This window comes from Coleofasciculus sp. G2-EDA-02 (assembly GCF_040226375.1).
Classification (GTDB): Bacteria; Cyanobacteriota; Cyanobacteriia; order Cyanobacteriales; family Coleofasciculaceae; genus Coleofasciculus.
Map to the genome: position 1 here is coordinate 1 of NZ_JAVKEW010000079.1, position 24,601 is coordinate 24,601.

Consider the following 24,601-nt stretch of genomic DNA (forward strand, 5'->3'; position numbering starts at 1 on the left):
TTTTTCCATAATATCAAACAAAAAAATTACACCGCTTTTTTTACCTTTTAACCACTTGCTGTTGGGGCCCTACTTGTCGTGCCCCTACTCTAGACATGTCGTGCCCCTACTCTAGATCTCGATTAAACGGTTTTTGATTCACACCTTGACATCCTCACCACGCCCTAGTAGGGGTTTGGTGACCAAACCCCTACTGTCGCTAATTGGGGGTCAGCAATTACCGCTTAACAGATTGACGGCGACGGCTGATGAAACCTAGCGCACTTAAACCCAGCAACGCTCCCACTGTACCGGGTTCAGGTACTGACTCTGTAGCTTGCGCTTTTACAACCCAGTCTTGGAAGTCATAGTAAAATTGACCATTAGCAAGAGGGAAGCGAGTATCTTCTAGACCGATGAAGTAGTATCCTGGATCAGAGACGGTTATGAGTGGGTTTGGATTAGCTTGATCAGTCAAGCTGGGGAATGTGAAACTGTCTAGCTGAGCTACCCCAAAGGTCTGAAATATTGGTGTTCCAGTGCCGGTAAAACCACGATCCCAAGCGCCGATCTGGTATTCGACACCTTTTTCAAAGGTATATTCAACACTACAGGGTGCTTTGATGGTGATGTCACAAGTCCCTTGCCAATCATTGATAAAGGCACTGTTGGGAATATCAAAAGAATTGCCATTTGGTTTAGCGGCGGTTGGGTTAGCGCCTTCCATAAACAGTGCAGTAAACTTCCCACCGGACATAAAGCCAAAGTCCGAGTAAAACAAGCCTCGGGAACCTAACCCATCTGGAGCCAATACACTGAATTCGTAGGTTTTGCCATCACCAGCGAATACATTGGTTTTGTGGGGGATGGCTGGAGCGATACCCGTCACTGGGCTATCTTCAACGATATCAATGCCTAGGAAACTAGCGGCTTGCGCCGGAGCGCCCAAGGAAACTAAGGCAGTAGCTGTAGCAGCGGCGATACTTAGGGTAGAACTGAATGGTAATTTCATAGTATATCCTTACTTGTTAAGGCTTTAATTCTAGATTAGAGCAGATATAAGAATCTAAACTGTGAAGAATTATTGCGGTGTGGGAAGAGTTAGGCTGAAGCCGATGAGCTGAGGCTACTCGGATCTACCGTCTTTTTCTCCCCTGACTACATATTAGACCTTAATAAACTCTCGTCTAGATAATCGTCCACCTAAAGGGGGAATTTTCATCAACTCTTTATCAAATTCTGCATCTATCCCCATCTATATGAAGCTTTCATGAAGAAAGACATCGGCTTTAGTTGGATTTTGCCCTGCTCTGAGAATATTAGAACATCCCATCTTCCATACCGAGGAAGTAGGCATTCTTCTCAATTACACTCACGAATTTATCGGGATTATTCGCAACATATTGCGGCGTTATTGGGTTCGGGTAAAACTCGCGCTCAGAGCAACGATTAGCGTAGTGACAATCCAGCAGCGACAGGAAATCAAGGTGGCTTCAACCCGAAAACAGACCTGCCAACTTGATAACCATATATTAAACGCTACTTATGTATTAAACGATACTTGTATCTGGTATAACAAACGCTAAAGCATCAAATTAGTAGGAATTAAAGCCGTTTAACTTCAGTATGGCAATGATGTCAAAGTTTGCTGATGTTCAGTAAATATACTCAAGCAACTGTTCACCTTGAGCAGTTTGCTCTAGGAACAAGCTGCTACAACTGCCTCAATCCAAGAGCGGAAACTTTTCCCAGGGGTTCTCCATCTTTGGATTTACATAGAAATCTTCATTTGGAGGTATGGTCAATTTGTCAAACAATTGTTACTATTTTTAATATAGCTTGGGAACCCTTGACCCGTTCATAGAACCTAGCCCTTGCCAAATGGCGGCTTGGGTCATCTGAATGTCCATTGTTTCTAGCATTTGAGGAGATAACCATGTCCCAACCCATTCAACTTTCCCTAGAGCAACAATTTAATATCCGCTCGTTTGAAACCCAGGTGCAGAAAATGAGCCGTGAGCAAGCTCAAGACTTTCTCATCAAGCTCTACGAGCAAATGATCATGCGTGAGAATATGTATAAGGAGTTTCTCAAGCATGAATGGGGTCTAGAACCTAGTTAAAAGTACGAACAGTGGTCCCTATGTAGTGGGCGACCTCCGTCTCTTGCTCGGTTCCTGCGGTGGAAAGGAGCTGGGGATGCTGGGGCGTCAACTAAGCGTAAGGCTTCTGTTGGTTAGGGACTATCGAAGAGTGTCCTTATTGCTGGCTTTAAGGTGTACGACCAACCTAGGAGAATTGGATTAGATTAGCTTGAAGTATTCACTCTCTCAAACACACAACGCCACACCAGTGAAAAGGGAGTGCAGCGAATAGGCAGAAATGATTAGCCTAAAAGTAATTTAGCTACATTGAACGAAAATAATCTTTTCCTCATCTATGATTGGACAGCTAATTGATGTAGAGTTTGGATAGTTTAGATCAGACGGCGTTCAACAATACCATTGTTGATTTGCTTGGTATTGTCTCAAAGAAAAAGCAAAAGTTTATCATAGACATCCTCCAAGGGGTAAGCTTGAATCCGTAAGCAGCCCAACGCCAAACTTGCTTTGTCCCTGGGATCTGTGATAAAAAAACAATTCTCCTATCCTATGTTTCAGCGTTGCTTAATTTGCACCGATTTTGCCGACGGTTTGTATCGGTTAGTCGAGTTTGTACCCAGTTTAGCGGCTAATGGTATTCAAAAGATCATCTTTCTCCATAGCGTACCGTTGTGGGAGGAAGGGGAAATTCCCCGGATAGATGAGGAAGGAATTGCCCGCGATCGCTCCCGCCTAGAAGCTGGATTAAAGGCTATACCAGAGGGCGTGGAGGTTCACATCGAAGTTATCTCAGGGCGTCCTTTAGATAATATACCCAAAGTTGCCAAACGCTACGACGCCGATGTGATTCTGATGGGGATGGAAAGCCGCAATTTTTTACAAGAAAAGCTTTTTGGTAGCACTACAGCCGGATTAGCGAGGAGTTCTACCATTCCACTCCTGATTCTGCGTCCCCAACTGATTTCGACTTATACCTGTGAAGAACTCGATCTGCGCTGTCAACATCTATTCCGCTATTTTCTAATTCCTTATAATGGCGGTAAGGCATCGGAGTATCTCTTGCAAAAGGTGAAAGCTTATGCTCAAAATCGCCCCGATCGCTCACTCTCTGAGTGCTTGTTAATATGGGTGATTGAAGAAGTGGGACGTAAACCCGTATCGAAGGAGCAACAGTTGCAAGTAGCCCAGGAGAAGCTCAAGCAGATTAAAGCTGACTTAGAAGCGCTGGGTTTGCAGGTAAAGACAGAAGTCCGCGTCGGTAATCCTTATCTGGAAGTTTTAGATGCTGGGACAGTTTTTGACATCAGCGCGATCGCGGTTTCCTCGGAAACAATCGGCAGTATTATTAAATTACCCGTCCGTAGCTTTGCAGGGGAGTTGATGCGGCGTAGTTGGCATCCCGTTCTCTTCTTTCCGCCGCCACCGAATTAGAGTCTGCTCCAGGGAGTCTTGTGGAGGGGTAGGGAGCCGGGGGAGCCGGGGGAGCAATGTAGAGACGTAGCATGCTACGTCTGGAAGCAGGGGGAGCAATGATACATTTTCCCTGATAGCGGTGCAAGGGTATGAAATGGTTTTACCCTATTTCCTTGAAGATGATCTAATGTCCATGCTACTCAAAGCATTGATAGATAAGGGTTTTGAAGTTTTGCAGCAAGCCCGAATTAAGTCAAAGACTTGAATAAAGGGCGACTCCTTGCAGATTAAGTGGACTGGAGTTGTTCATTGATGAGGTGCGGGTCGCCCCTACAGAAGGCTTATAATAGCTTAGCTAAGCTATGCTGTAGCTGTTTCTCTCGCTGCCTGAGTTCAGCAATCAGCTCATCTTCTCTCAGGACAACACCACCTCTGGTAATTTTTTGATTCGTTTGCAGTTTGTGAGCCAGTTGATGACAGAGCTGACATTTACCTAAGATACCCATAATTGATGGGGCAAACTTGGCAAAAACGAATTCATCTTCCGAGGTAAACCCTTTCTTGTCAATTCGCTGGGATAAGTCTTCGTTATGGTTTGAATTAGGTTTGAGCTTATTAATGAATTGGGCAACAGCAACAACGTCTTTTTGCCGATTCAATAGGGGCCAAGCCAGAATCGTATAAGTGCGGTAACCTGTTTTTTTATCCGTTTTCTTCGCTTGTTCTGAACGGGGATCGTCGTAGACATCAAAGGGAATATTGATCATGTTTGATGAGCGAGCAGCCAGACCAACAATCCCCTTGTTCATTGGGATATCAATGATTAGGGAACCCCCTTTCCCATCCTCAGCAATTAAAGAACCTACTTCCTCCTTGTGCTGATCGATTAAAAATATGCTGGTGCGATCGGCACTCAGCAAGTCTCCAGCTTTACGGGTGATACGACCTAACATTTCACAAAGAGTACGTACCAAATCCTGTAACGCTTTATCAACCGTTACTTTTTGGGCAAACAAACTGGAGTTAAGTTTATTTTCACCCGAATTTAGAGCTAAAGATAAAGAGGTTAACGATGATTCTTTTCCCTCCAATCCAGCAACTTCTCGCCAATCCAGTCCTAATAGCTGACAAATTTGCAGGAAATTGAGCTGATTAACCGGCTGACCTTTGAGAAAAAGATTATTAATTACAATAGGTAGGGAGCGACCTAACTGTTCAGCTAGCTCTTGCTCTTGTCCGTTACTCTTATATCTCCAAGCTTGTTCGACAGCTTGGATATATTTAGGATGCACACTCAATGTTTTTGACATATAGGAGCAGCGGAAATCTAACGTAATCATACAATAACTTTCCCGGAACTAGCATCAGCCAATTGGCGTAAAATGAATACGTTATTTGTTCTAGATAGGGGATTCGTCATGGGGAATCCTTCTACCCACCTCCCCCTGATCCCAGACGTGCCATGGCACGTCTCTACACAGCTCCCCCAGCTCCAAATTCAACACTTTACCTACTGTTTCTTTTCCTCGTCCGGAGACTTGGCATCAAAGTAAGCTTCCAATACCTGCTTAACCATTGGTGCAGCTACGGAACCGCCACCGCCACCGGAATGCTCAGCAAAAGCCACCACAACAATCTCAGGTTGATCAAAAGGAGCAAAAGCACCAAACCAGGCGTGAGGCTTTCCTGGTGGCGCCTCTGCCGTGCCACTCTTTCCAGCTACTGGAGGTAAATGAGGCACATTTAACACTTGCCCCGTACCACTAGCAACCACGGCTCGTAATCCCTTACGCAGGGTTTCTGTAGTTGAAGGTTTCATCTCCATCGACACTCGCCACTTGTCCACCGGCTCATTGTCCTTAAATAAATGGGGTTTAACTCGATAGCCACCATTAGCCGGAACGGCAAACATAACCGCCACTTGCAGGGGGGTTGCCTGAGTAAATCCCTGACCAATGGACATATTCACGGTATCCCCAACCGTCCATTCCCAGTTAAAGCGCTCCCGCTTCCAGGCATCATCTGCAATCAAACCGGCAGCTTCTTCAGACAACTCAATTCCTGTTGGTTGACCAAATCCATAGTTCCTCGCCCATTCAATTAAAGTCGGTCCACCTACCCCTTTGCCAATTTGACCATGAAACGTATTACTACTCCACGCCATAGCTTGCTGGTATCCCAACGGACCAAAACCTGCACGGTTCCATTCGCCAAAGGATGTACCCCCAACATTCAGTGCCGCAAAGGTTTGCAACACGGTACTTGGTCCATATTTTCCGGACTCCATACCGGCTGTTTGGGTCACCACCTTAAACGTACTCGCCGGTGGAAACCCACGCATCGCCCGATTGACAAAGGGATTTCCTTTCCCTTGCAATTCCTGCCACATATCTGGGGTAATCCGGCTGGAGAAAATGTTGGGATCGAATGTGGGACGGCTAACCATGGCTAAAACCGCTCCATTTCTGGGATCAATGGCAACAATCGCTCCCTTTTGATTGCCCAATGCGGCTTCGGCTGCCTTCTGAGTCTTTAAATCGAGAGTAATTTGCAGATCTTTACCAGATTTTGCCTCTTTCTCACCCAAAATCCTCAGAACTCGACCCGCACCATCGACCTCCACTTGCTGACCGCCCCATTCTCCCCGCAGGGTTGGTTCAAATGCTTCTTCAACCCCCATCTTGCCGGCAACATCACCCATGCGATAACCGTCGGCGCGGCGTTGTGTTAGTTCTTGATCATTCAGTTCACCGGTGTATCCCAAAACGTGAGCAGCTAAATCCCCATTGGGATAGTCTCTTACCGCTTCGATATCCACCTCTATTCCATCTAGTTGATGACTATACTCCTGTAGAGCGGTGATTTGGGCAGGTGAGAGACCCCGTTCAATTCGGATCAGTGAGGGTGAATTAAAGCCAGCTCGTTCGACCCGTTTTTGAATCTCCTCTTCCGGAATAGTTAACAGTTGGGACAAACGTTGGCGCGTTTGGGGCCATTCGGCTTTTTTCAGCGCCACGGGCCACAAAAACACGGAATGAGACAAGCGAGAACTGGCTAGCACTTTGCCCTTGCGGTCAAAAATATTGCCCCGCACCGGCTGCTTGGGCACCAGCCGAATCCGGTTATTTTCAGCCAGTTGTCGGTTACGTTCTCCCTGAACCAACTGTAAATACGCCAGACGAGAACCCATGGCTCCAACGAGGAACAAGCTGACAATCAGCATGACAATAACCGATTGGTAATTTCGTCCAACGGTACGGGGTGTCGTTTGGCGACCTACGGAATAGGGCTGAACTACGGTCATGGTAAACAGCTTCTCAACTCTTTTCAGTAATTTGTACTTAGTCTAGTGTTGATTGTGACGCTTTTTTCACAAAAGTGGCTTATCTGTCCCAAACTAGGTCGTTAACCCAGTCACACAAGGTGAAATAATAGCGCATCCTTTCCGAGAATGCATTCCAGGGGACGTTTTTGACTAACAGCGTGCAGGATCATGGAGCCAGAGAGCAATGTTCTGACAAGGTAACAGGCTATGTCTGAGAGCAGTGGAAATTTTAGCGGGTCAGTTATCTGAAGCCACCCCACACAATTAGTAGACAGATAAAATAGACCCAAGTATAAAAATCAGATAGAGTTTCATCGGTCAAATCAGGGCGACTTTGTGTTAGTGAATGAATTATTATGTTTCAACCTTCCGTCAAAGACCAACGCGCTCCGGATATTACGGCTGAGCTTGATGTTGAACTCCGCAAGGTTTTCAAGGTTTTCAAGGGCGAGACTGCCGTTCGGGGCATTGACCTGAAGATCCGACGGGGAGAATTTTTTAGCATTCTCGGTCCATCGGGTTGCGGTAAAACGACTACCCTGCGCTTAGTGGCAGGATTTGAGTCCCCATCGGCGGGTGAGGTCTTGATTCAAGGGCAACCTATGAATCACATACCTCCTCATCGCCGACCTGTCAATACGGTATTTCAAAGTTATGCTCTATTCAATCACCTGACTGTTGCGGAAAATGTCGCCTTCGGGTTGCGACTGAAAAAGCTCAAGGGGACAGATGTTGAGGATCGAGTCAAACAAGCCCTCAAACAGGTGAAAATGGAGACTTATAGCAATCGATTTCCCGCTCAACTGTCTGGAGGACAACAACAACGGGTAGCATTAGCACGAGCCTTGGTGAATCGTCCCACGGTTCTGTTGTTGGATGAACCCTTGGGGGCTTTAGATTTTAAGCTTCGCAAAGAAATGCAGGTGGAACTGTCCAACTTGCATCAGGATTTGGGGTTAACGTTTATTATGGTGACCCATGACCAAGAAGAAGCTTTGAGTCTGTCTGATCGGATTGCTGTGATGCAGGGGGGGAAAATTGAACAAGTGGGCAACCCCACTGAAATCTATGAACGTCCCCGTACCCCCTTTGTGGCTGATTTTATTGGTGATACAAATCTGTTTAAGGGTCGTTTGCACGCTGCCGATTCCTCTACGCTACAGATTATCACGTCCAGTGGTTTAGAGATGGTGGTACAGTCCCCTGAGGTCAAAGAATGGGGGAGTAACTCCAAGGAAATGGTGGTTAGCGTGCGTCCGGAGAAAATTCGATTGAGCCTTTCACCGCCTTCCTCAACGGTGAATTGCTTTGAAGGTCGTCTCAAACATGTTATGTATCTGGGAACTCACGTTCACTTGGTCGTGGAACTCCTAACCGGCGATCGCCTGACGGTGATGCTGCCGAATAATACCATGAATAAGCTACCCGAACCCCATACCTCCGTGTACGCCCGTTGGGCAACGACCGATTGTATCGCTTTAGAGGAGTAATTACCATGGCAGAATCAGGAGTACGGTTGTTTTTAGCGGAATTGGAGTCCCACTGTAACTCGAGTGCGATCGCGACGTTCCTTAATAGTAATGGTGAATCCTTTGCCATTGACCTTAATCGTCAGGGAAATAAGGTAACCTACGGAACACAGTTGGATATCAAGGAATTCTTTGTCGCCAAACTTTTGGGGGGATGTCAACCCCATGGTTCGTTAATCCTGCGTTCTTTTACGCCTGATATTGACGAATTTACCCAATTACCCATAAAAGAATTACGCGGCTATGTCCTGCAAGGGAATGGGAATGATCTCGAATTTGAGAAACTTCCCCCCAAGGTTATGTTTGCCTGTCACAACACCGATGCGGAAACTGGCGAACCTTTGCCCCTAGAACAATCTGTCCGCTATTGCTAAAAATGATTAACCAGCCAACATCCCAAAAACGACCAACCCGCCGTCAGTTTTTACAAGCGGCGGCTTCAACTTTACCCTGGCTAACGCTGTCAGGGTGTGGCTGGAGACTGGCGAATGTGAGCCCTGCAGCGGGGAGTCAAAACGATGGCAATCTGTTATACATTTATACCTGGTCTGGCTATACTGACCAAGATTTGTTAGACCGCTTCGAGGCAGAAACAGGTATTAGAGCGATCGCGGATGTCTATGATTCTAATGAAGCGATGCTGGCTCGACTACAGGCGGGTGGCGGGGGCGCTTACAGCATCATTTACCCTTCGGAGTATATGGTGCAAAAGATGATCAATATGGGGATGTTGCTAGAACTCGAACAATCCCGCATTGAGGGGATATACCGGTTGTTTTCCCGTTTTCAGGAAGCCGATTATGATCCGGGGAATCGCCACTCTGTTCCCGTCAGTTGGGGAACCACAGGCTTGATTTACAATACCCAGCAAGTCCAACCTCCTCCAGAAGATTGGGACTATCTGTGGGTGTATCAGCAGCAATTGGCAAAACGGATGACTTTGCTTAATGATGTGCGAGAAGTCATGGGCGCGGCGTTGAAAATGTTGGGGTATTCTTACAATTCCACCAACATGGAACATATTCAAGCAGCGTATCAAGCCCTGATGGACTTAAAAAGAGCGATCGCGTCTTTTACGTCCGATGCTTGGCGTCCCCAAATTCTCAGTGGAGATTTGAAAATCGCCATGTGTTATTCTTCCGATGCCACTGAAATCATGCCAGAAAATGAGGATTTACGCTATGTGCTTCCTGAAAGTGGTTCCTCACTCTGGATTGATACCCTAGCTATTCCCAAAACCGCTCCCAATATCGATGGCGCTTACGCTTGGATTAACTTTATGTTGCAGCCGGATGTCGCCGCACGCATCGTCGAACGCCTCAGCTTTGCTACCCCCAATAAAGCCGCCTATAATCTTTTACCTCCCGAACTTAAAAATAATGCCAGTCTATTTCCCCCAGAAGAAGCACTGGAACGGTGCGAAAATTTGGAACCTTTAGAAGAAGTTGAAGCCGTCTATGAACGCTACTGGACAAAACTAACCAGCTCTTAGTATAAATTCAGGCATTTGTCAATAATTCATAATTTATCATTATACTGTGTCTACCAACAAAAAAATTTCTCCTACCTCCTCACCCAATCCCGCAGCCACGGATAGTATGGCTGAACCATCGTTTATAGAAGAACCCACAGGTCAAGGGCGTCGGTGGCTAGAACCCTTGACGTTATTAGGACCCGCTGGACTGTGGCTGTTTTTATTGTTGGTTTTACCAACCCTAGTCATCTTTGAGTTGAGCTTGGTTCCTGATATTAAACCTGGGGATATTGTCAACCCCTCTGGATTGGAGAACTATCTGCGCGTCTTTGAACCGATTAATCTTCAGGTGATGGCGCGATCGCTGTTTTTTGCGGTGGGTACGATGGTGATTTGTCTGATGTTGGGGTTTCCAGTAGCCTACTGGATTGCTCAGATGGCACCAAAGCGTTGGCAGAATTTACTTTTATTGGGGTTTATTTTGCCTAATTTTACCTCCTCTCTGTTGCGCTCTTATGCCTGGATTACGATTCTGCGACCCACAGGGGTACTCAATACCATATTAACGGCGATTGGTTTACCGGCGTTGGAAGTTTTAAATACCAGTTCGGCGGTATTAATTGGTATGGCGTATAGTTATTTACCGTACATGGTGTTAATTCTCTATGCATCTTTAGAGAAATTGGATCAGCGTTTATTAGAAGCGGCGGCGGATTTGGGGGCTAATCCGGTGCAAACGTTTTGGAAAGTAACCATACCCCAAACCTTTTCTGGTATTGCAGCCGGTTCGATTCTGGTGTTTATTACCGCGTTAGGGGATTTTGTTGATCCGGAGTTGTTGGGGGGGGCTTCCAGCATGACGGTATCCCGTCTAATTTACAACCAATTTCTGGGAGCAACACAGAACTGGGGATTTGGTTCAGCGCTGAGTATGGTGTTAATTTTCGCCGTGAGTATTGCGATCGCGCTTTTGATTAAGTATGGGGATATGGAACCGCAGCGCTAGTAATAAGAGACGTTCCGCTGGAACGTCTCTACTAATCAGGTCGATCTCTAGTCTTAAACGCTACCAACCATGAGTTTTTCTGGTAGTGATTGACGCAAACGCTCGCCGTATAAGGCTAACGCATTCCCCGCCAACAGCAGTCCCAGATGTTCTCGGTCATAATCGGCAACAGTTGCAGCATCCTGGACACAGCCGTGCAGCACACCATCCCAGTGACCATAATCCCCAGAGAAACAGGTTAAATGCTTACCAATCTCACCCATCGCCACGGGCAAATAAGCAGGACCTGGATCATCGGATTCAAAGGAGGTAAAAATTTGACCCCGTTCAAAATACTCTAAGGGGTCACGGTGACGCAATTCATAATGTTCATACAAGCTAGCATCATCAATTTTGGTCGGATCATGTGCCGCATTCCACAATAAATCAAACAGGTTTTTCGCCTGAGAGATAATGTTGACATTATCGCGTCCGCCTTTTTCTTGAATCATCAACTTGGTGAATTCCATTAAAGAGGGACGATAGGGATGTTTCGGGTCAAAGTCGCGAATCCGCTTTTCCCAATGTTCGTGGAATGCATGGGCTAAATCTGGCACCCAACCACAACCGCCTTCTAAGAAGCCAACCCGTAAGGTGGGGAATTGTTCAAACGCCCCGTCAAATACCATCCGCGCTAATGCTAGTTGTTGCTGGTTGCGCTGGACGAAAATATGGTTGAGGACAAAGGTTTCCAGATGATCTGCAATTCCGCCCACCATGTAGGAACCAGGTCCCCCGTGAATCCCTAAGCCAATATCCAAGTCTACCGCCGCTTGTAAAATCGGACGGAAGTCAGGATGGCTAATTGCCTTACAGGTGCGGATTTCGGGAAACGCATCGGGGGCTTTGGGATGGGGAATGGGCATATTTGGCGCAACGGCGACGCTAATCATCCCCAATTCGTTGACGCAGCGATACATTTCCTTAACCGCTTCGTCTACATCCTGGAGACAAATAACCCCAATGGGTTTGAGGCGATTATCATAACCCCGGCAATCATCTGCCATGTAATTGTTGTAGGCGCGGCAGAGTGCGATCGCAAAGTCTTTATCCAGAATACTGGAAAAGATCAGATTCAGCGTGCCAAAGATAACATGGACATCAATCCCCTCTTGATCCATGTGTTGAATCCGCACCCGATTGAACATCGCACCTAATGTGGTATCTGGATGCAGATTGCGAAAGCCCCCTTTACCTAACCCCTGAGGTTGGGGAAACATCCGCAGGAAGTCATTTTTCCCGGTTTCTGGATTAAAGTCGATAATCTTTGCCCGTTGATCACCGAGACTATCAATCACTAAACCGACGCGATCGCGATACTCTGGTTCTAGATAATCCCGCATAATCATCGGATTCTCTAGCTTATGAGCATCGGCATCGATCACTAGCAAGTCTTGATACATTCTCACTCCTCAATGTATTGATGAAGGTTTAAGTCTTTAATGTTACTAAATGTTACGGATTCGGGCTATGGGAAAAGAAGGCTCCAAGGCAGGAGGCAGATGGCTCGCCTGGGTAGAAGGAAAAAATGCCCAAGGGATTTGGTATCACCCATCTCCCAGACGTGCCATGGCACGTCTCTACACCTTCCTGGCGGGGCGCAAGCCAAACCAGTTCTCGAATGACCAAGACAGGGATGCGAGGATGGTTATACCGGGATATTTGCGAAACGCGGGTTCATTCTTCTCAAAGAACGCATGTCCCCCTAGAGCAAAGACTTGGGTGAGGATGAGGCAAACCAAGGTTAAGCGCCAATCATAGAATAGTAGGATTACGGCTGCGATCGCGAGTAGGTTGGTGAGGTGGTGCAGCCTCTGATTGATCGGATGCTGGTGAGAGGCGATGAAATGGGCTTTTGCTTCTTGGAAGTTGTTCAACAATGGGACTCTCCTACAGTGACACTCAACTCAGCCAGCTTAAAACATTTTAGTGCCGTGGCACACCTATTAAATTATTCTTCATTTTTAATCGGAGCCGGTAATAGAATACCTTCGGAGCGCAAGGTATCCATAAACATCTTCCGCAGAATGCGCTGGATTAGAATATGCTTTCCTGGCTGTACCTTTGTTAATGTCCGCAGCAACAAGTTAGACTCCCCTAGACTTTCCACACCATCAACTTGTGTGGGTTCAAGGACATCGGGATAATTGGCTTTTAATTCCTGTCCTACCTCTTCAACAACTTGATAGACATGGGCTAAGTTGGCATTATAGGGTATGCAAACTTCTACGACGGCAAATATGTATTCTTTAGAGTAGTTCGTTACCGAACCAATCGCGCCATTGCGAATAATCTGTAATTGACCATTGGGATGTCTGAGGCGGGTGGTTCTCAGTTCAATTGCCTCCACCGTACCCTCGACGACTTTCTCTTCTGCTTTCCCCGCTTCAATATAATCCCCGACTAAATAGTAGTTTTCAAACAGAATAAAGAAGCCACAAACGATATCGTTAACCAGTTCCTGGGCGCCAAAACCTACCGCTAGACCAATAATACCCGCACCCGCTAGGATAGGAGTTGGATCAATATCAAGAGTATACAGGATTGAAATCCCAACGGTGAAATAAATTGAGTATTGCAATATACTGCGAAACAGTGGAATCAGGGTTAAGCGTCTGCTTCTTTGCCTGTCGGTCAGATGTTTCTCTTTAAAGACTAATTCTTCCGCCAGTAAATAAACCACATCATAAAACACCCGGCTCAAGAATATCAGGGTAATAATTTTGATAATTCGCAGCCAAAAATCGGACAGGTTGGCGATGACTTCAATCTGCTGAGTTACCAGTGTAGCGATGCAGGCGTAGAGAACTAATTCCAAACACCGCTTCAAAAAGGGGATCAGGTGGCGTAGGCGATCGTAAAATCTTAATAGGTTATCCGGGCTAGAGTATCTGATACTGAGAGCATCTAGGATATCCACGATCGCCGCCGTCGCTTTAATGATGAGTAATCCAACCGCGATGATTAAATAGATTCGTAGGGCGACAAAAATATAGTCAGAAATTACGGGGGGTAAATTTAAAAACAGACTACAGCAACCGATTATCCACAGCAAACTCCCCCATTTTATTCTTTTATAAAGTTCGCTAAAAAAAGCATCAATACTTTCATCATCGGTGCTGCTGCTGTCTATATTTTTGGCGCGAGTGTTCGCTATTTCGAGGCAGTATTTGATCAAGGCTAGAGCGATCGCCGCTAAAATTACCGCACCAAGACTTTGAGCCATGCCAACTGCTAAGGCTAGCCAAAATCTAGGTGGAATAAGCCTAATCAGGTCGAGTGTATATTTTTGTAAGTCTTTCCCTTGATAGATCAGGAAACCATTAACACCGACAATCAAAATACACAGCACCAAGCAAGTCAGTAGTAACAATCCGGTGATGTTCCGACGCATGATTTTGACTTGTGGAGCGCTGATATTAAATAGTGGGTATTTAATCAACAGCTTTGATGACTGACTCACAAGCCAAGTCAAAACCAAGAAAATGACAATTACCAGACTGACTTCAGCCAAAATAATTAATGCGTTCATATTTTTTACTCAGCAACACTACCCTTGACTATTTATTTATGATTATATTGGCATATTTCTTCATGTCATTTGGCATATAAAAGCTTAGCCGAGTTTTCGGCATGAATAAAATAAAGGTTATTTACTTATCCTTTTATGGTAGCAAAGAATGGCATGTTTGATAGTTTTTTAAAGTTTGCTATTATCCAGAGATGTTTTGAGAGCATCCCAATTTTGCAGGTTAGCTGTTTTAAAGGCGCTGAAACCATTGCAGGCAGTGCCGTGACTTTGGGGAATGCTTTTTCCAAAACGGATGCTCCAGATGTCTTCAGCTCCTCTAGTTCGGAGCCATTGTCCTATGAATTGGACGCTCACCCTATACCTCCTATTCTGAGAATAGTACAAGATCACAAAGCCCTTGTCGTTCACGTCCACTCTAGTGGGTCTAACTTATAATAATGTTTCAATTGCCGATAAAGCGCGGTATGTTTCCTCGCCATTTGCTCAGGTTTTTCAAAGAATGTCTCTGTCGCTACAGCAAAAAATTCGGCTGGTTCAGTCGCACCGTATTTATTCATCACTGTTTTTCTACCGCGTTGAGCATCACGTTGTAATTGCTGATACTCTTGGGTAAATACCTGCGCCCACGCCCGATAATCAGCCTTAGAGTCCAGCTTCGGTACACCGTTAATCATACCATCGCCTTGATCGAGCTGATGAGCAAATTCATGGAGAACCACATTATGTCCATCCTGCCAATTCTGTAGATCATATTCGATTTGCTCCCAGGACAGGACAAGTTGATCTCGCGTCCAAGATTCCCCCAGTCTCACTTCATCTCTTTCTTCTACGACATAATCACTGATTCGCTTCGTCGGTTTGACCCGATACGCGCTAGGATAAACAAGGATTGAAACCAAATTGGGGTAATAGTCACCGCTATCATTCAGTAAAAGCAGACAAGCTTGGGTAGCAATTGCCAGTTTGATTTCTTCCGTAATCTGTAATCCTCCACAGCCAATAAACTGTTTTTCGGCTAAAAAAAGAGTAATGTAACCCTGGAGTTTTCGTTGTAAGGATTGAGGGAGACGGTGATAGAATAGAGAGTTTTGCTCGATAAATGTTTGCCAACGCCCAGGAAAAGGTTTATTGCGGATACGGTTACGTCGCCATTTAGTCAGAAGTGGACTTAATAGAACCCACGCGCAAATTCCAATAATAATTACTAAAACAGTAATAGCTTCAAGCATATATTTATTGTAAGTTTTAGTTCTCACTCCCAGTCCCTATTCATCCCCCCATCCCCCCTAGCCCCCATCCCCCCTAGCCCCCCTTTGAAAGGGGGGTATAACGGGGGGTATAACGGGGGGTATAACGGGGGGTATAGGGGGGTATAAAGGGGGGTATAAAGGGGGGTATAACGGAGGGTAGGAGAGGGGATCAAGAAGTGAGGTTAATTGATTACTGATACTCCAGGAAATCATGGAGAATTTCATCGGGTTCGTCATCGATGTCTTTCCAATCCTTAGATACCTCAGACGCGATCGCGGATTTTTGTATTGGCTTAGTTGTTTGGGTGGGCGACGATGCGGCGGTTGGGGTATTATTAGCCTTTACCTGACTCAGTGTCGCGACTTGTTGGCTAAGGCGGTCAACTTTTTCGGCAACGATATCCAATTGTTCGACAGTAGCATAGCGTTTGGTTTCTTTGTTTAGCTGGAAAAATTGAGTCAAAATTTCTACAACCGCCGAGTCAAGGGAGTCGAGTTGGTGTTGCTTTTGGTAGGTTGTCAGAGATTGGTAGAGGGAATCGGAAATAGAAACGCTAGGAAGCTTTTTGTTAGAATTCATCGTTTTTGGGGTTCAATCTAGAGTACAATTGGGAGATACAGTTCTCATTTTACTTACATTACAGCTTTTCATTTGTCACAATAGATTTTTCGTAAAGTAACCAAAACAGAAACATCCCTTAACTACCCTCTTGAGTAAAAATACAAGAGAGATTCAACCAATCCCGAAAAAGCTAGATGTGACACGTTGGGTGCAGAACTTCGGTCATCGGTCTGTTTTTTAGGAGCAATTCCCTCGTGAAAACTATTATTATATCGGGAGTGGTGTTAGCATTCGCGATCGCCTGCCATTCTCCCTTACCCTCTAAGCCTAAAGCTTCCCTCAGTAAAGCCCAAAGCAGTACGGATACATTAGCATCGAACGTAAGCCAACCGACTTCTGGTTCGGAAACCTCAATCGTTGGCAATAATCCAACAGTTGGTAAAGTTAAAAGTATGGTTAATGGTGACCTAATGTGTTACGTTACCCTGGTTGCTGAAAATAATATTGAATATGAAGTCGGTGCAACTTTTGATATCTGTGCCAACTCTAACCTATTTCTCAATCAAAAAGTACGCCTTTTTTATGAAAGAATTCCTGTTAATGATTGCCAAAGTGCTGAACCCTGTGGCAAGACCAGAATAGAGTCTCTGATTACCCAAATGGAGACTATTGGAGACGGAAACTCGGAAAACCCAGGAAATTCACAAACATTAAGTAATGGTGATTGGACGATAACGATTGGTAATTGGGATTCTTGGTCAGGAGTGAATGGAACAGGAAATCTGAGCTATCGGGGATGTGATTCCCAAGGTAACTGTATTGATTTAACAGGTGGTCGAGTAACCTGTCGTGATGGGCTATGTACAATAGGGTGGAGAAATGGGAATTATTTTTATGTAATTGAACAACCAATGGATAATCCAGATCGTCCGGAAATATCTGAGAGTTCAACAAGACTTATTGTCCGTCAAGGTTCTGAGGTAATCCTAGAAACGACAGGATTTCAATTTGTCTATCCTTAGCCTTTTCCTAATCATAATTCAATTTAAATTGACCACAAATTGCTAATATATCACTCTTGCCCAGCCTCAATAAAATTGGTTGACTCTTGAATAGTGCAAAGTTCGGCTGGGATTTAGATCCCCCTTCCGTCCCCCTTTAGATCCCCCTTCCGTCCCCCTTAAAAAGGGGGAGACCAGGGGATGCTTCGCTTTTTTTGCACGGGGGAGACCAGGGGATGCTTCGCTTTTTTTGCAGGGAAGGGGGAGAATTCAAAGCCTCTCTCTCTAACCCCCCTTTATACCCCCCTTTATACCCCCCTTTATACCCCCCTTTCAAAGGGGGGCTAGGGGGGATAGGGCTAGGGGGGATGGAGAGAGGTTTGGAGAGAGGTTTTCCAGATCCCGTGAAAAGTCAGAAGCTGGATTGGTACATTATTAAGCCGCAAGTCCCTTATCGCGTTCAGTTAATCAAGCGGATCGCCCCTACCGTTTTATTGAGCTAATTCTGATGTGTTTATGCCGATTGTTGCACGGGTAAATCGGCACTCTTCCAAGCACTCCATGAACCGGGAATGTTGATTACCTTTTCAAACCCATGCTTTTGTAGCAAACTGGCAGCAATAGACGCCCGATATCCACTACCACAGTAAGTGGCTAGGGTTTTATTTTTATCTAACTTATCCAGTTTTTCTTCTAGATGGGGAACATAAATATGTTCAGCGCCAGGGATGCAGCCACTGTGAAACTCTTTATCAGTCCGCACATCTAACACCGTGAGCGTTGAGTCTTCTTTGCGCTGATTCAACTCATGCACAGTCCACTCACCAAGGTGTTGCAAGGGTAGTCCAGCATTCTGCCAACTCTTCATCCCATCATGGAGATATCCGGCTAAGTTATCGTAACCAACGCGGAATAACTGTTCAGTAACCAATGATAAATCTCGCGCACTATCTATAACCAATAGCAGCGTTTTTTCGGGGTCAATCATCCAGCCCATCCAGGTAGGGAAGGCAGATTGGAGGGCAATGTTAATTGCACCAGGGATATGTCCACCCCCAAATGCCAGCATCGAACGGGTATCGATGACAAGAGTATTTTCATCTGCCATCTTTTGTTGGAATTCTTGAGGGGAGAAGGGTTGCAATGTTGGCACACACCCTTTAATTGGTGCCCCTTTAGCGTTCACTTTCTTTAAGCGTGAGTAGTGAGTGGGGGGTTCTGGCATATCGCCCAAAATCCACTCGACAAATTCCGCTTCGGTTCGCTCTTTAAAGGCGTCACTAAAAATCCGTTCATTCCCAATAGTACTCTGTCGTCGATCGCCAATGGATTTACCGCAGGAGGAACCCGCACCGTGACAGGGATAGACTTCGACGCGATCGCCTAACGGGACTAATTTGTCGAATAATGAGTGATACAGTTGCGCCGCCTGTTTTTTCTCTGTCCCTGTACCTACTAAATCGGGACGCCCAACATCTAGATTAAACAGCGTATCCCCAGTCAGCACGCCAAAGGGTTCTTTCCCTTGTTGAGCATCATGAATTAATAGGCAAATGTGTTCTGGTGTATGTCCAGGAGTATGCAGGGCGCGAAGGGTAACTGTACCAATTTGTAACTCGTCTCCTTCACTCAGTTGCTGTATCTGGAATTGATAATCCTCACTCTTCCCGCCGTAAATTGTCGCGCCAGTACGGGCTTGAAGTTCATGGACACCGGATACAAAGTCTGCGTGGATATGGGTTTCCAGAATGTGGGTAATTCTCACACCACGCGATCGCGCTATTTGTAAATAAATATCTACGTCACGACGCGGATCGATAACGGCGGCTACACCTGCTTTGTCATCTCCCACTATATAGGATAGCAGCGCTAGTCCTTCGGTGTTAATTTGTTCTAAAACTAATGCCATGATTCTTTCTCCGATTAAGGATTAACTCCCTTGTGAATGCTGTGAAATATAGCTTTTGAAGAATTCTTTCATCTGAGGGGATTTCTCACAGTCAAAGCCCATGTTTTTCCCTTTTTCCATGGCTTGTTCGGCGGTCATTCCCTCGCGAGTTGCCACATACATTAATGCCATCGCCCCCGAACGTAATCCACTCTTACAGTGAATCAGGGCTGGTTTGGGCAGTTCTTCGATCTGCTGGAGAACTTGATTTGCCAGTTGCTCTGTCATCCCATCGGGTTTAACCGGGATATTGACATACTGCAATCCGGCGGCTTCGGCTTGCTGCTGTTCATCGCTAGCAAACCCCTCTTCGGAGGGCGATCGCAGATTTAATACCGATTTTACCCCCTCTTGAGCCGCTTGTTGCAGTTGCTCCGGCGTCACCTGATTCGTGGCTACGGTTAAGTTATCGTTAATCTTTTTGGCGTTTTCCATGAAAGTCTAACTCCTTGTTCAAATGTCAATAGTATAAATGCTTATTTATATTCTATTCATAGTTTTGGCTGAAAAATGGGACAATTACTCTAACCTGAGAAGGATATTGTTTTCTATCTAAAGAGGGTTTCTATTTTGAGCGGAGGCTAACTTTTTAACGTTTAGCAACTTATTCTACAACAGTTCGTTTGTCCTAATCGATGTGTCTACTGCTATACTTATTCAGCAATCCCTAATTAAAGATGAATCGAAGAATATTCTTTTTCCTCAGTAGCTCAACGGCTGGCGCTATCTTACTCAGTCAGTGTTCTTCGGCTACGACTAAACAAGCGCAGTCCGAAAAATTACGCTTGTCTTCCAGGCGATTGAGTAGCCAAGGCGGACAACTCGATATTGCTCTCGATGCGGGTTACGGTGATATTAACCTCGCCGGACGTCAAGCCAAACTTTATAGCTACAACGGACAAGTTCCCGGTCCAGTTTTAGAAGCTCAGCCAGGAGATTCTGTTCGGATTCAATTCAGTAATAATCTACCAGAAGCAACCAACCTGCACTATCACGGACTCCATGTTTCCCCCACTGGGAATGCTGATAATGTCTTTCTGGAAATTCCCTCTGGGGAGCAACTAACCTATGAATTCACGATTCCCCAAAACCATCCGGCGGGAACCTTCTGGTATCATCCTCACCTACATGGTTTGGTCGCCAAGCAGGTTTTTTGGGGACTGGGGGGATTATTTATTGTGCGTGGTGAATTAGACCAGATTCCTGAAATTGAAGCGGCGCAAGAAGAATTATTGGTTATCCAGGATTTTGATTTAGATAGCGGTGGTCAGGTGATTACACCCCACCCCATGGAGCAAATGCATGGACGGGAAGGACAACTGATTACTATTAATGGTAAGGTTAATCCGACTCTATCGATTCCATCGGGTGGCTTATTGCGTCTGCGAATTGCTAATGCTTCGCCCTCTCGTTTTTACCGTTTGAGTTTAGAGGAACATCCCTTTTATTTAATTGCTACTGAAGGGGGTTCTATCTCTGAACCTGTCGAACAGCAAGAGTTACTGTTAACGCCGGGACAGCGAGTTGATGTGCTGGTGCCCGGAGAGCGAGAACCTGGAGAATACCGTTTGTTAAATCAACCCTATAACCGAGGGAGTATGGGTATGATGGGTGGTGGTAGGATGGGTCGTGGCATGATGGGTCGTGGTAGGATGGGTCGTGGTATGATGGGTCGTGGACAGACTAACGATTCCGGAAATGTCGAGGTATTAGCCACACTCCGCTATAAAGGACAAGTTGAACCGCTTCCCTTACCCAAACGCTTGATTCCGGTAGACGCCTTGCCCGAACCTGAGACGACACGACGTTTTACTTTCAGTCATGGTATGGCTCCGGGACAGGGTATGGTGTTTTTGATTAATGGCAAAATATTCGACCACCAGCGCATTGATACCCAGGTGCAATTAAATACTGTGGAAGATTGGGAGTTGGTGAATACGGGGATGATGGATCATCCGATTCACTTACATACTAATCATTTTCAAGTAATTGACCGCAATGGTCAACCTGAACCCTATCGGGCTTGGCGAGATACAGTTTTAGTGCCTGTTGGGGGAACAGTGCGGATGCGGGTTCGGTTTGCAGATTTTCCGGGAAAAACAGTTTATCATTGCCATATTTTAGACCATGAAGATTTAGGCATGATGGGTACGATAGAAATGGTGAGTTGATGTTATACTGTTCGCGGTCAAAAACGTAGCTTTGATCATGCAGAGCGTAACGGAGTTCAGCGAAGCATCTGGTGAGATTCTGTGCGCTATCGCGCCCCGCTTCGCTAACACTCCGCTATCGCTCCGTTCAGAATGACAAACTATAACCGTGCGAAGTATAATTCAATTGCACAATTTGACTGGGGCGGGTTTAGTGGCATTTGGATAAACCAGAAACGATATTTGTGAAACCCGCCCCTACATCGGTGCTATGATGTTCTGCGATTTGGCATCAGTGTTTGTGTTGATTCCTCAGGACTTTAGTGATTTTTTTCCACTTTTCCTTCTCCGCTAAAGAGGCTTTTTGGCCTTGTTTCCTGGCTAAATAGTGAAGTTCTTTTTGCAGTTTTTGATAATTCAGGAAACGCTGATCATCAAGGGTGCCATTTTCCAAGGCTTGTTGCACTGCACAACCGGGTTCGTCTTGGTGTTTACAATTGCGAAAACGACAGTGCTGGGCTAAGGTGTCGATATCGGTAAAGGTATCGGCTAAACTTTCCTCGTCTGCCCAGATCTGAAGTTCCCGCATCCCTGGAGTATCGATCAGCAAACCTCCTGAAGCCAGGGGAATTAATTGGCGATGGGTGGTGGTATGTCGCCCTTTACTATCGTCCGAACGGACTTCTCCAACCGCTTGTACGACTTGACCGATTAACTGGTTCACCAAAGTTGATTTGCCGACGCCTGAGGAACCTAGTAAAGCAACAGTTTGTCCGGGTTTTAGGTAAGGTTTTAGGGCTTCTAATCCCTGATTTTTGACCGCACTTAATATAATCACAGGTACACCAAAAGCGATTGCTTCAACAGCCTCTTGCTTTTCAGCAATATCCTCGCATAAATCCGCTTTATTGAGGACAATTACAGGATTCGCGCCGCTTTCCCACACCAGAAGCAGGTAGCGTTCAATGCGCCGCAGATTAAAATCCCCATCCAAACCAGAGATCAAAAATATGGTATCGATATTCGTGGCAATAATTTGGACTTCGGTTTTTGCGCCAACGGTTTTTCTTTGAAATTGACTTTTTCGGGGCAAAATGCGATGAATTATCCCATGTTTACCTTCATTGGTGAGGCGAATCACTACCCAATCTCCTACAGCAGGAAAGTCCTGGCGTCCAGTTGCTTGGTATCGCAGTTTGCCGATAACGTCTGCTGAGAGTTCGCCTTGTTCGGTGTAGAGACGGTAGGTATTTTTGTACTCTAGGGCAACTCGACCAATGGTGTAACCCTCTTGCCATTGGGAATTGAGGCTGTTGGCAAAAAATTCACTCCAGCCTAATGATTCTAAATTCATTGATTTCCTCAGTGTCTGTTGCTTGATTTGGGCAAGGCGCACAGAGGATTTTTGACGTTCGTTAGCCTGAGAAACGACGCGATCGCGTCAAACCCTCTGTGGTTGCCTTGAGTTGTGTTATTGGGGTGGAAATGGTTACAAGCTCAGACATAGAGTTATCCTTCCGGGTATTGCCCGACAACATATTTATGTATTATACTACAAAAACACTACAGTGATCTCAGATTTTGCGCCCGATTCAGCCGAGTAGAAACGGCTAATTATGATTTATTGACAGGTAACTTAATTACAAACTCTGTTCCTTGAGGGGGATGGGAATGACATTGAAGCTGTCCCCCGTGTTTGTCTACGATAATCTGGTAGCTAATTGATAATCCTAAACCGGTTCCTTGACCGACGGGTTTTGTAGTAAAGAACGGATCAAATATTCGAGACTGAACCTCTGCTTTGATGCCAGTACCGTTGTCAGTAATACGAATAATTACCCAGTTGGGTTCAACGAATTCCGTGTGAATCCGAATCATCGGTGAGGGTTGAGGATTTGTTGTCGAGTAGTCATGGAACTTCCCCCGGTTGGCTGAAGCTATTCCTGATAAATAGGCAGTATTATGAGCTTCGTCAAGGGCATCAATGGCATTGCTAAGAATATTCATAAACACTTGATTGAGTTGACCTGGATAACAGTTGACTAACGGCAGTTGACCATAGTCTTTAACCAGTTGAATCGGAGGACGATTCTCCTGTTGGGTCAGCCGATGTTTTAAAATCAGTAGTGTGCTATCGATGCCTTGATGAAGATTCACCCGCTTGCACTGGGCTTCATCGAGTCGGGAAAAGTGGCGTAAGGATTGGACAATTTCACTGATGCGACGAGCGCCTTCTTGCATTGAGGCGAGAAGTTTGGGGAAATCGGTGGCAATAAATTCTAGGTCAATGTATTCTATGTATTCGGCAATCTCAGCAACGGGTTCGGGATAGTGTTTGCCATAGAGTTGGACTAGGTGCAGCAAGTCTTGTGCATAGTCAGAGGCGGGAGCAATGTTGCCGTAGATGAAGCTGGTGGGGTTGTTGATTTCATGGGCTACCCCGGCGACGAGTTGCCCTAAACTAACCATTTTTTCATTCTGTACCAGTTGGGCTTGGGTGCGTTGGAGTTTCTGCAAGGCTTGTTCGAGTTGCAAGGCTCTTTCTCGTTCTTGCTGGGTGATTAAGTGCAAGGCTTCTTGGGAACGTTTGCTCTGGGTGATGTCGGAAAATGAGGTGACAACGGCGTAGGGTTGGCTGTCTCCGGGATTAAACAGCGGTTGAGAATTTATGCTAATCCAGGTGATATGCTTTCTTTGTTCCTGGTAAACGGGCTCCTTCTGTTTTAGCCTCAGCCCTCCCCCCTTTGCTCTGTTTCCAGGAAGATGTGAGTCGTTCACCGGACAGGATAGGAGTGATGCTTTGGATGGGGAAATCCCCATAATGACTCTTACTTGGGGTTTCCCTGTGCGTAAGGTTACCATCGCGGGATGCTCTTGGCTGGGGAAGGGAGAGCCATCTTCCTGAATGATTTGTCCCCCCCAGTTCATACCGATTTGTCCGAGTATTTGTTGAGCGGAACGTCCTAAAATGCTTTCGGCACTGGCATTACAGGCAATAATCTGACCGTCTGCTTGCTGCAGTATAATTCCCTCAGACATGGCGGTGACGACGGAACGATATCGTTGTTCGCTGACTCGTAGCTCTTTCTCTATCCGTTGCCGCTCGATGAGTTCTGCCTGTACTCTAGAATAGAGTTCCGATTGTTGGAGTGCTATCCGCCTAACACTGGACAACCGTGGACAACACGATCATTCCATTGATGGATCGCCAGTCTCAGCAAACGCTACGTTATTGGGGTCATGGAATCTATGGGTGCTTGCCAGCTCATAGTTTAAAAGCCGTCTAGGTTTA

At 45.8% G+C, this 24,601-nt stretch carries 19 protein-coding genes and 1 pseudogene; 8 read left to right on the forward strand and 12 right to left on the reverse strand.

Going from position 1 to position 24,601, the window contains the following annotated elements; genetic code table 11:
* Nucleotides 1-217: 217 nt before the first annotated feature.
* Complete coding sequence (locus RLO19_RS08150) at nucleotides 218-991, reverse strand: PEP-CTERM sorting domain-containing protein (RefSeq protein ID WP_446355416.1); 774 nt, start codon at nucleotides 989-991, stop codon at nucleotides 218-220.
* Nucleotides 992-1,915: 924 nt separating this feature from the next.
* Here RLO19_RS08150 and RLO19_RS08155 point away from each other — a divergent pair.
* Both RLO19_RS08155 and RLO19_RS08160 read left to right on the forward strand, forming a co-directional pair.
* Nucleotides 1,916-2,101 (forward strand): NblA/ycf18 family protein, encoded by a 186-nt coding sequence (locus tag RLO19_RS08155; protein WP_446336274.1) that lies wholly within the window; start codon nucleotides 1,916-1,918, stop codon nucleotides 2,099-2,101.
* Nucleotides 2,102-2,629: 528 nt separating this feature from the next.
* The gene (locus RLO19_RS08160) at nucleotides 2,630-3,511 is read left to right on the forward strand and encodes a universal stress protein (protein ID WP_446355418.1); all 882 of its coding nucleotides are present in this window, start codon (nucleotides 2,630-2,632) and stop codon (nucleotides 3,509-3,511) included.
* 323 nt (nucleotides 3,512-3,834) lie between these two features.
* On the opposite strand, the gene RLO19_RS08165 is transcribed toward RLO19_RS08160, so the two are convergent.
* Complete coding sequence (locus RLO19_RS08165) at nucleotides 3,835-4,833, reverse strand: GAF domain-containing protein (protein ID WP_446355420.1); 999 nt, start codon at nucleotides 4,831-4,833, stop codon at nucleotides 3,835-3,837.
* Nucleotides 4,834-5,003: 170 nt separating this feature from the next.
* On the reverse strand, nucleotides 5,004-6,797 hold the full coding sequence (gene mrdA / locus RLO19_RS08170; protein WP_446355422.1) for a penicillin-binding protein 2: 1,794 nt from the start codon (nucleotides 6,795-6,797) through the stop codon (nucleotides 5,004-5,006).
* Between the two features lie 377 nt (nucleotides 6,798-7,174).
* On the opposite strand from mrdA, the gene RLO19_RS08175 reads away from it, so the two are divergent.
* The 4 genes from RLO19_RS08175 to RLO19_RS08190 all read left to right on the forward strand — a co-directional run bounded on the left by RLO19_RS08175 (nucleotide 7,175) and on the right by RLO19_RS08190 (nucleotide 10,827).
* Complete coding sequence (locus RLO19_RS08175; protein WP_446355424.1) at nucleotides 7,175-8,308, forward strand: ABC transporter ATP-binding protein; 1,134 nt, start codon at nucleotides 7,175-7,177, stop codon at nucleotides 8,306-8,308.
* A 5-nt stretch (nucleotides 8,309-8,313) separates the two neighbouring features.
* Nucleotides 8,314-8,721, forward strand: a complete 408-nt coding sequence (locus tag RLO19_RS08180; protein WP_446355426.1) for a hypothetical protein — start codon at nucleotides 8,314-8,316, stop codon at nucleotides 8,719-8,721.
* A gap of 2 nt (nucleotides 8,722-8,723) precedes the next feature.
* The gene (locus RLO19_RS08185) at nucleotides 8,724-9,839 is read left to right on the forward strand and encodes an ABC transporter substrate-binding protein (RefSeq protein ID WP_446355428.1); all 1,116 of its coding nucleotides are present in this window, start codon (nucleotides 8,724-8,726) and stop codon (nucleotides 9,837-9,839) included.
* A gap of 106 nt (nucleotides 9,840-9,945) precedes the next feature.
* Nucleotides 9,946-10,827, forward strand: a complete 882-nt coding sequence (locus tag RLO19_RS08190; protein ID WP_446355448.1) for an ABC transporter permease — start codon at nucleotides 9,946-9,948, stop codon at nucleotides 10,825-10,827.
* Between the two features lie 53 nt (nucleotides 10,828-10,880).
* Here RLO19_RS08190 and RLO19_RS08195 read toward each other — a convergent pair whose 3' ends face one another.
* The 5 genes from RLO19_RS08195 to RLO19_RS08215 all read right to left on the reverse strand — a co-directional run bounded on the left by RLO19_RS08195 (nucleotide 10,881) and on the right by RLO19_RS08215 (nucleotide 16,228).
* Nucleotides 10,881-12,269, reverse strand: coding sequence for an amidohydrolase family protein (locus RLO19_RS08195; protein WP_446355430.1), 1,389 nt, complete (start codon nucleotides 12,267-12,269; stop codon nucleotides 10,881-10,883).
* A 177-nt stretch (nucleotides 12,270-12,446) separates the two neighbouring features.
* Complete coding sequence (locus RLO19_RS08200) at nucleotides 12,447-12,743, reverse strand: Mpo1-like protein (protein WP_446355450.1); 297 nt, start codon at nucleotides 12,741-12,743, stop codon at nucleotides 12,447-12,449.
* A 74-nt stretch (nucleotides 12,744-12,817) separates the two neighbouring features.
* Nucleotides 12,818-14,398, reverse strand: a complete 1,581-nt coding sequence (locus tag RLO19_RS08205) for a mechanosensitive ion channel family protein (RefSeq protein WP_446355432.1) — start codon at nucleotides 14,396-14,398, stop codon at nucleotides 12,818-12,820.
* Between the two features lie 404 nt (nucleotides 14,399-14,802).
* Entirely contained in the window at nucleotides 14,803-15,627 is an 825-nt protein-coding gene (locus RLO19_RS08210) for a M90 family metallopeptidase (protein WP_446355434.1), read from the reverse strand.
* Between the two features lie 211 nt (nucleotides 15,628-15,838).
* Complete coding sequence (locus RLO19_RS08215; protein ID WP_446355436.1) at nucleotides 15,839-16,228, reverse strand: hypothetical protein; 390 nt, start codon at nucleotides 16,226-16,228, stop codon at nucleotides 15,839-15,841.
* Nucleotides 16,229-16,464: 236 nt separating this feature from the next.
* On the opposite strand from RLO19_RS08215, the gene RLO19_RS08220 reads away from it, so the two are divergent.
* On the forward strand, nucleotides 16,465-17,232 hold the full coding sequence (locus RLO19_RS08220) for a hypothetical protein (protein ID WP_446355438.1): 768 nt from the start codon (nucleotides 16,465-16,467) through the stop codon (nucleotides 17,230-17,232).
* A gap of 493 nt (nucleotides 17,233-17,725) precedes the next feature.
* Here the strand turns inward: RLO19_RS08220 and RLO19_RS08225 are convergent, their stop codons facing one another.
* Both RLO19_RS08225 and RLO19_RS08230 read right to left on the reverse strand, forming a co-directional pair.
* Nucleotides 17,726-19,120 carry an MBL fold metallo-hydrolase gene (locus tag RLO19_RS08225; RefSeq protein WP_446355440.1) on the reverse strand — a complete coding sequence of 465 codons (1,395 nt, stop codon included), beginning with the start codon at nucleotides 19,118-19,120 and terminating at the stop codon, nucleotides 17,726-17,728.
* Between the two features lie 21 nt (nucleotides 19,121-19,141).
* Nucleotides 19,142-19,594, reverse strand: coding sequence for a beta-lactamase hydrolase domain-containing protein (locus RLO19_RS08230; RefSeq protein ID WP_446355442.1), 453 nt, complete (start codon nucleotides 19,592-19,594; stop codon nucleotides 19,142-19,144).
* A gap of 242 nt (nucleotides 19,595-19,836) precedes the next feature.
* On the opposite strand from RLO19_RS08230, the gene RLO19_RS08235 reads away from it, so the two are divergent.
* Complete coding sequence (locus RLO19_RS08235; protein WP_446355444.1) at nucleotides 19,837-21,330, forward strand: multicopper oxidase family protein; 1,494 nt, start codon at nucleotides 19,837-19,839, stop codon at nucleotides 21,328-21,330.
* A gap of 271 nt (nucleotides 21,331-21,601) precedes the next feature.
* Here the strand turns inward: RLO19_RS08235 and rsgA are convergent, their stop codons facing one another.
* Together rsgA and RLO19_RS08245 are read right to left on the reverse strand one after the other, a co-directional pair.
* Nucleotides 21,602-22,663 carry a ribosome small subunit-dependent GTPase A gene (rsgA, locus tag RLO19_RS08240; RefSeq protein ID WP_446355446.1) on the reverse strand — a complete coding sequence of 354 codons (1,062 nt, stop codon included), beginning with the start codon at nucleotides 22,661-22,663 and terminating at the stop codon, nucleotides 21,602-21,604.
* Between the two features lie 260 nt (nucleotides 22,664-22,923).
* Nucleotides 22,924-24,483, reverse strand: a pseudogene (locus tag RLO19_RS08245) (ATP-binding protein); the annotation flags it as partial.
* Nucleotides 24,484-24,601 lie beyond the last annotated feature (118 nt).

Coding starts and splice junctions, on each gene's coding strand:
- RLO19_RS08190 (WP_446355448.1), top strand. CDS start 9,946: ATGGCTGAACCATCGTTTATAGAAGAACCCACAGGTCAAGGGCGTCGG.
- RLO19_RS08235 (WP_446355444.1), top strand. CDS start 19,837: ATGAATCGAAGAATATTCTTTTTCCTCAGTAGCTCAACGGCTGGCGCT.
- RLO19_RS08210 (WP_446355434.1), bottom strand. CDS start 15,627: ATGCTTGAAGCTATTACTGTTTTAGTAATTATTATTGGAATTTGCGCG.
- RLO19_RS08155 (WP_446336274.1), top strand. CDS start 1,916: ATGTCCCAACCCATTCAACTTTCCCTAGAGCAACAATTTAATATCCGC.
- RLO19_RS08195 (WP_446355430.1), bottom strand. CDS start 12,269: ATGTATCAAGACTTGCTAGTGATCGATGCCGATGCTCATAAGCTAGAG.
- RLO19_RS08185 (WP_446355428.1), top strand. CDS start 8,724: ATGATTAACCAGCCAACATCCCAAAAACGACCAACCCGCCGTCAGTTT.
- RLO19_RS08215 (WP_446355436.1), bottom strand. CDS start 16,228: ATGAATTCTAACAAAAAGCTTCCTAGCGTTTCTATTTCCGATTCCCTC.
- RLO19_RS08160 (WP_446355418.1), top strand. CDS start 2,630: ATGTTTCAGCGTTGCTTAATTTGCACCGATTTTGCCGACGGTTTGTAT.
- mrdA (WP_446355422.1), bottom strand. CDS start 6,797: ATGACCGTAGTTCAGCCCTATTCCGTAGGTCGCCAAACGACACCCCGT.
- RLO19_RS08225 (WP_446355440.1), bottom strand. CDS start 19,120: ATGGCATTAGTTTTAGAACAAATTAACACCGAAGGACTAGCGCTGCTA.
- RLO19_RS08205 (WP_446355432.1), bottom strand. CDS start 14,398: ATGAACGCATTAATTATTTTGGCTGAAGTCAGTCTGGTAATTGTCATT.
- RLO19_RS08175 (WP_446355424.1), top strand. CDS start 7,175: ATGTTTCAACCTTCCGTCAAAGACCAACGCGCTCCGGATATTACGGCT.
- RLO19_RS08150 (WP_446355416.1), bottom strand. CDS start 991: ATGAAATTACCATTCAGTTCTACCCTAAGTATCGCCGCTGCTACAGCT.
- RLO19_RS08230 (WP_446355442.1), bottom strand. CDS start 19,594: ATGGAAAACGCCAAAAAGATTAACGATAACTTAACCGTAGCCACGAAT.
- rsgA (WP_446355446.1), bottom strand. CDS start 22,663: ATGAATTTAGAATCATTAGGCTGGAGTGAATTTTTTGCCAACAGCCTC.
- RLO19_RS08180 (WP_446355426.1), top strand. CDS start 8,314: ATGGCAGAATCAGGAGTACGGTTGTTTTTAGCGGAATTGGAGTCCCAC.
- RLO19_RS08165 (WP_446355420.1), bottom strand. CDS start 4,833: ATGATTACGTTAGATTTCCGCTGCTCCTATATGTCAAAAACATTGAGT.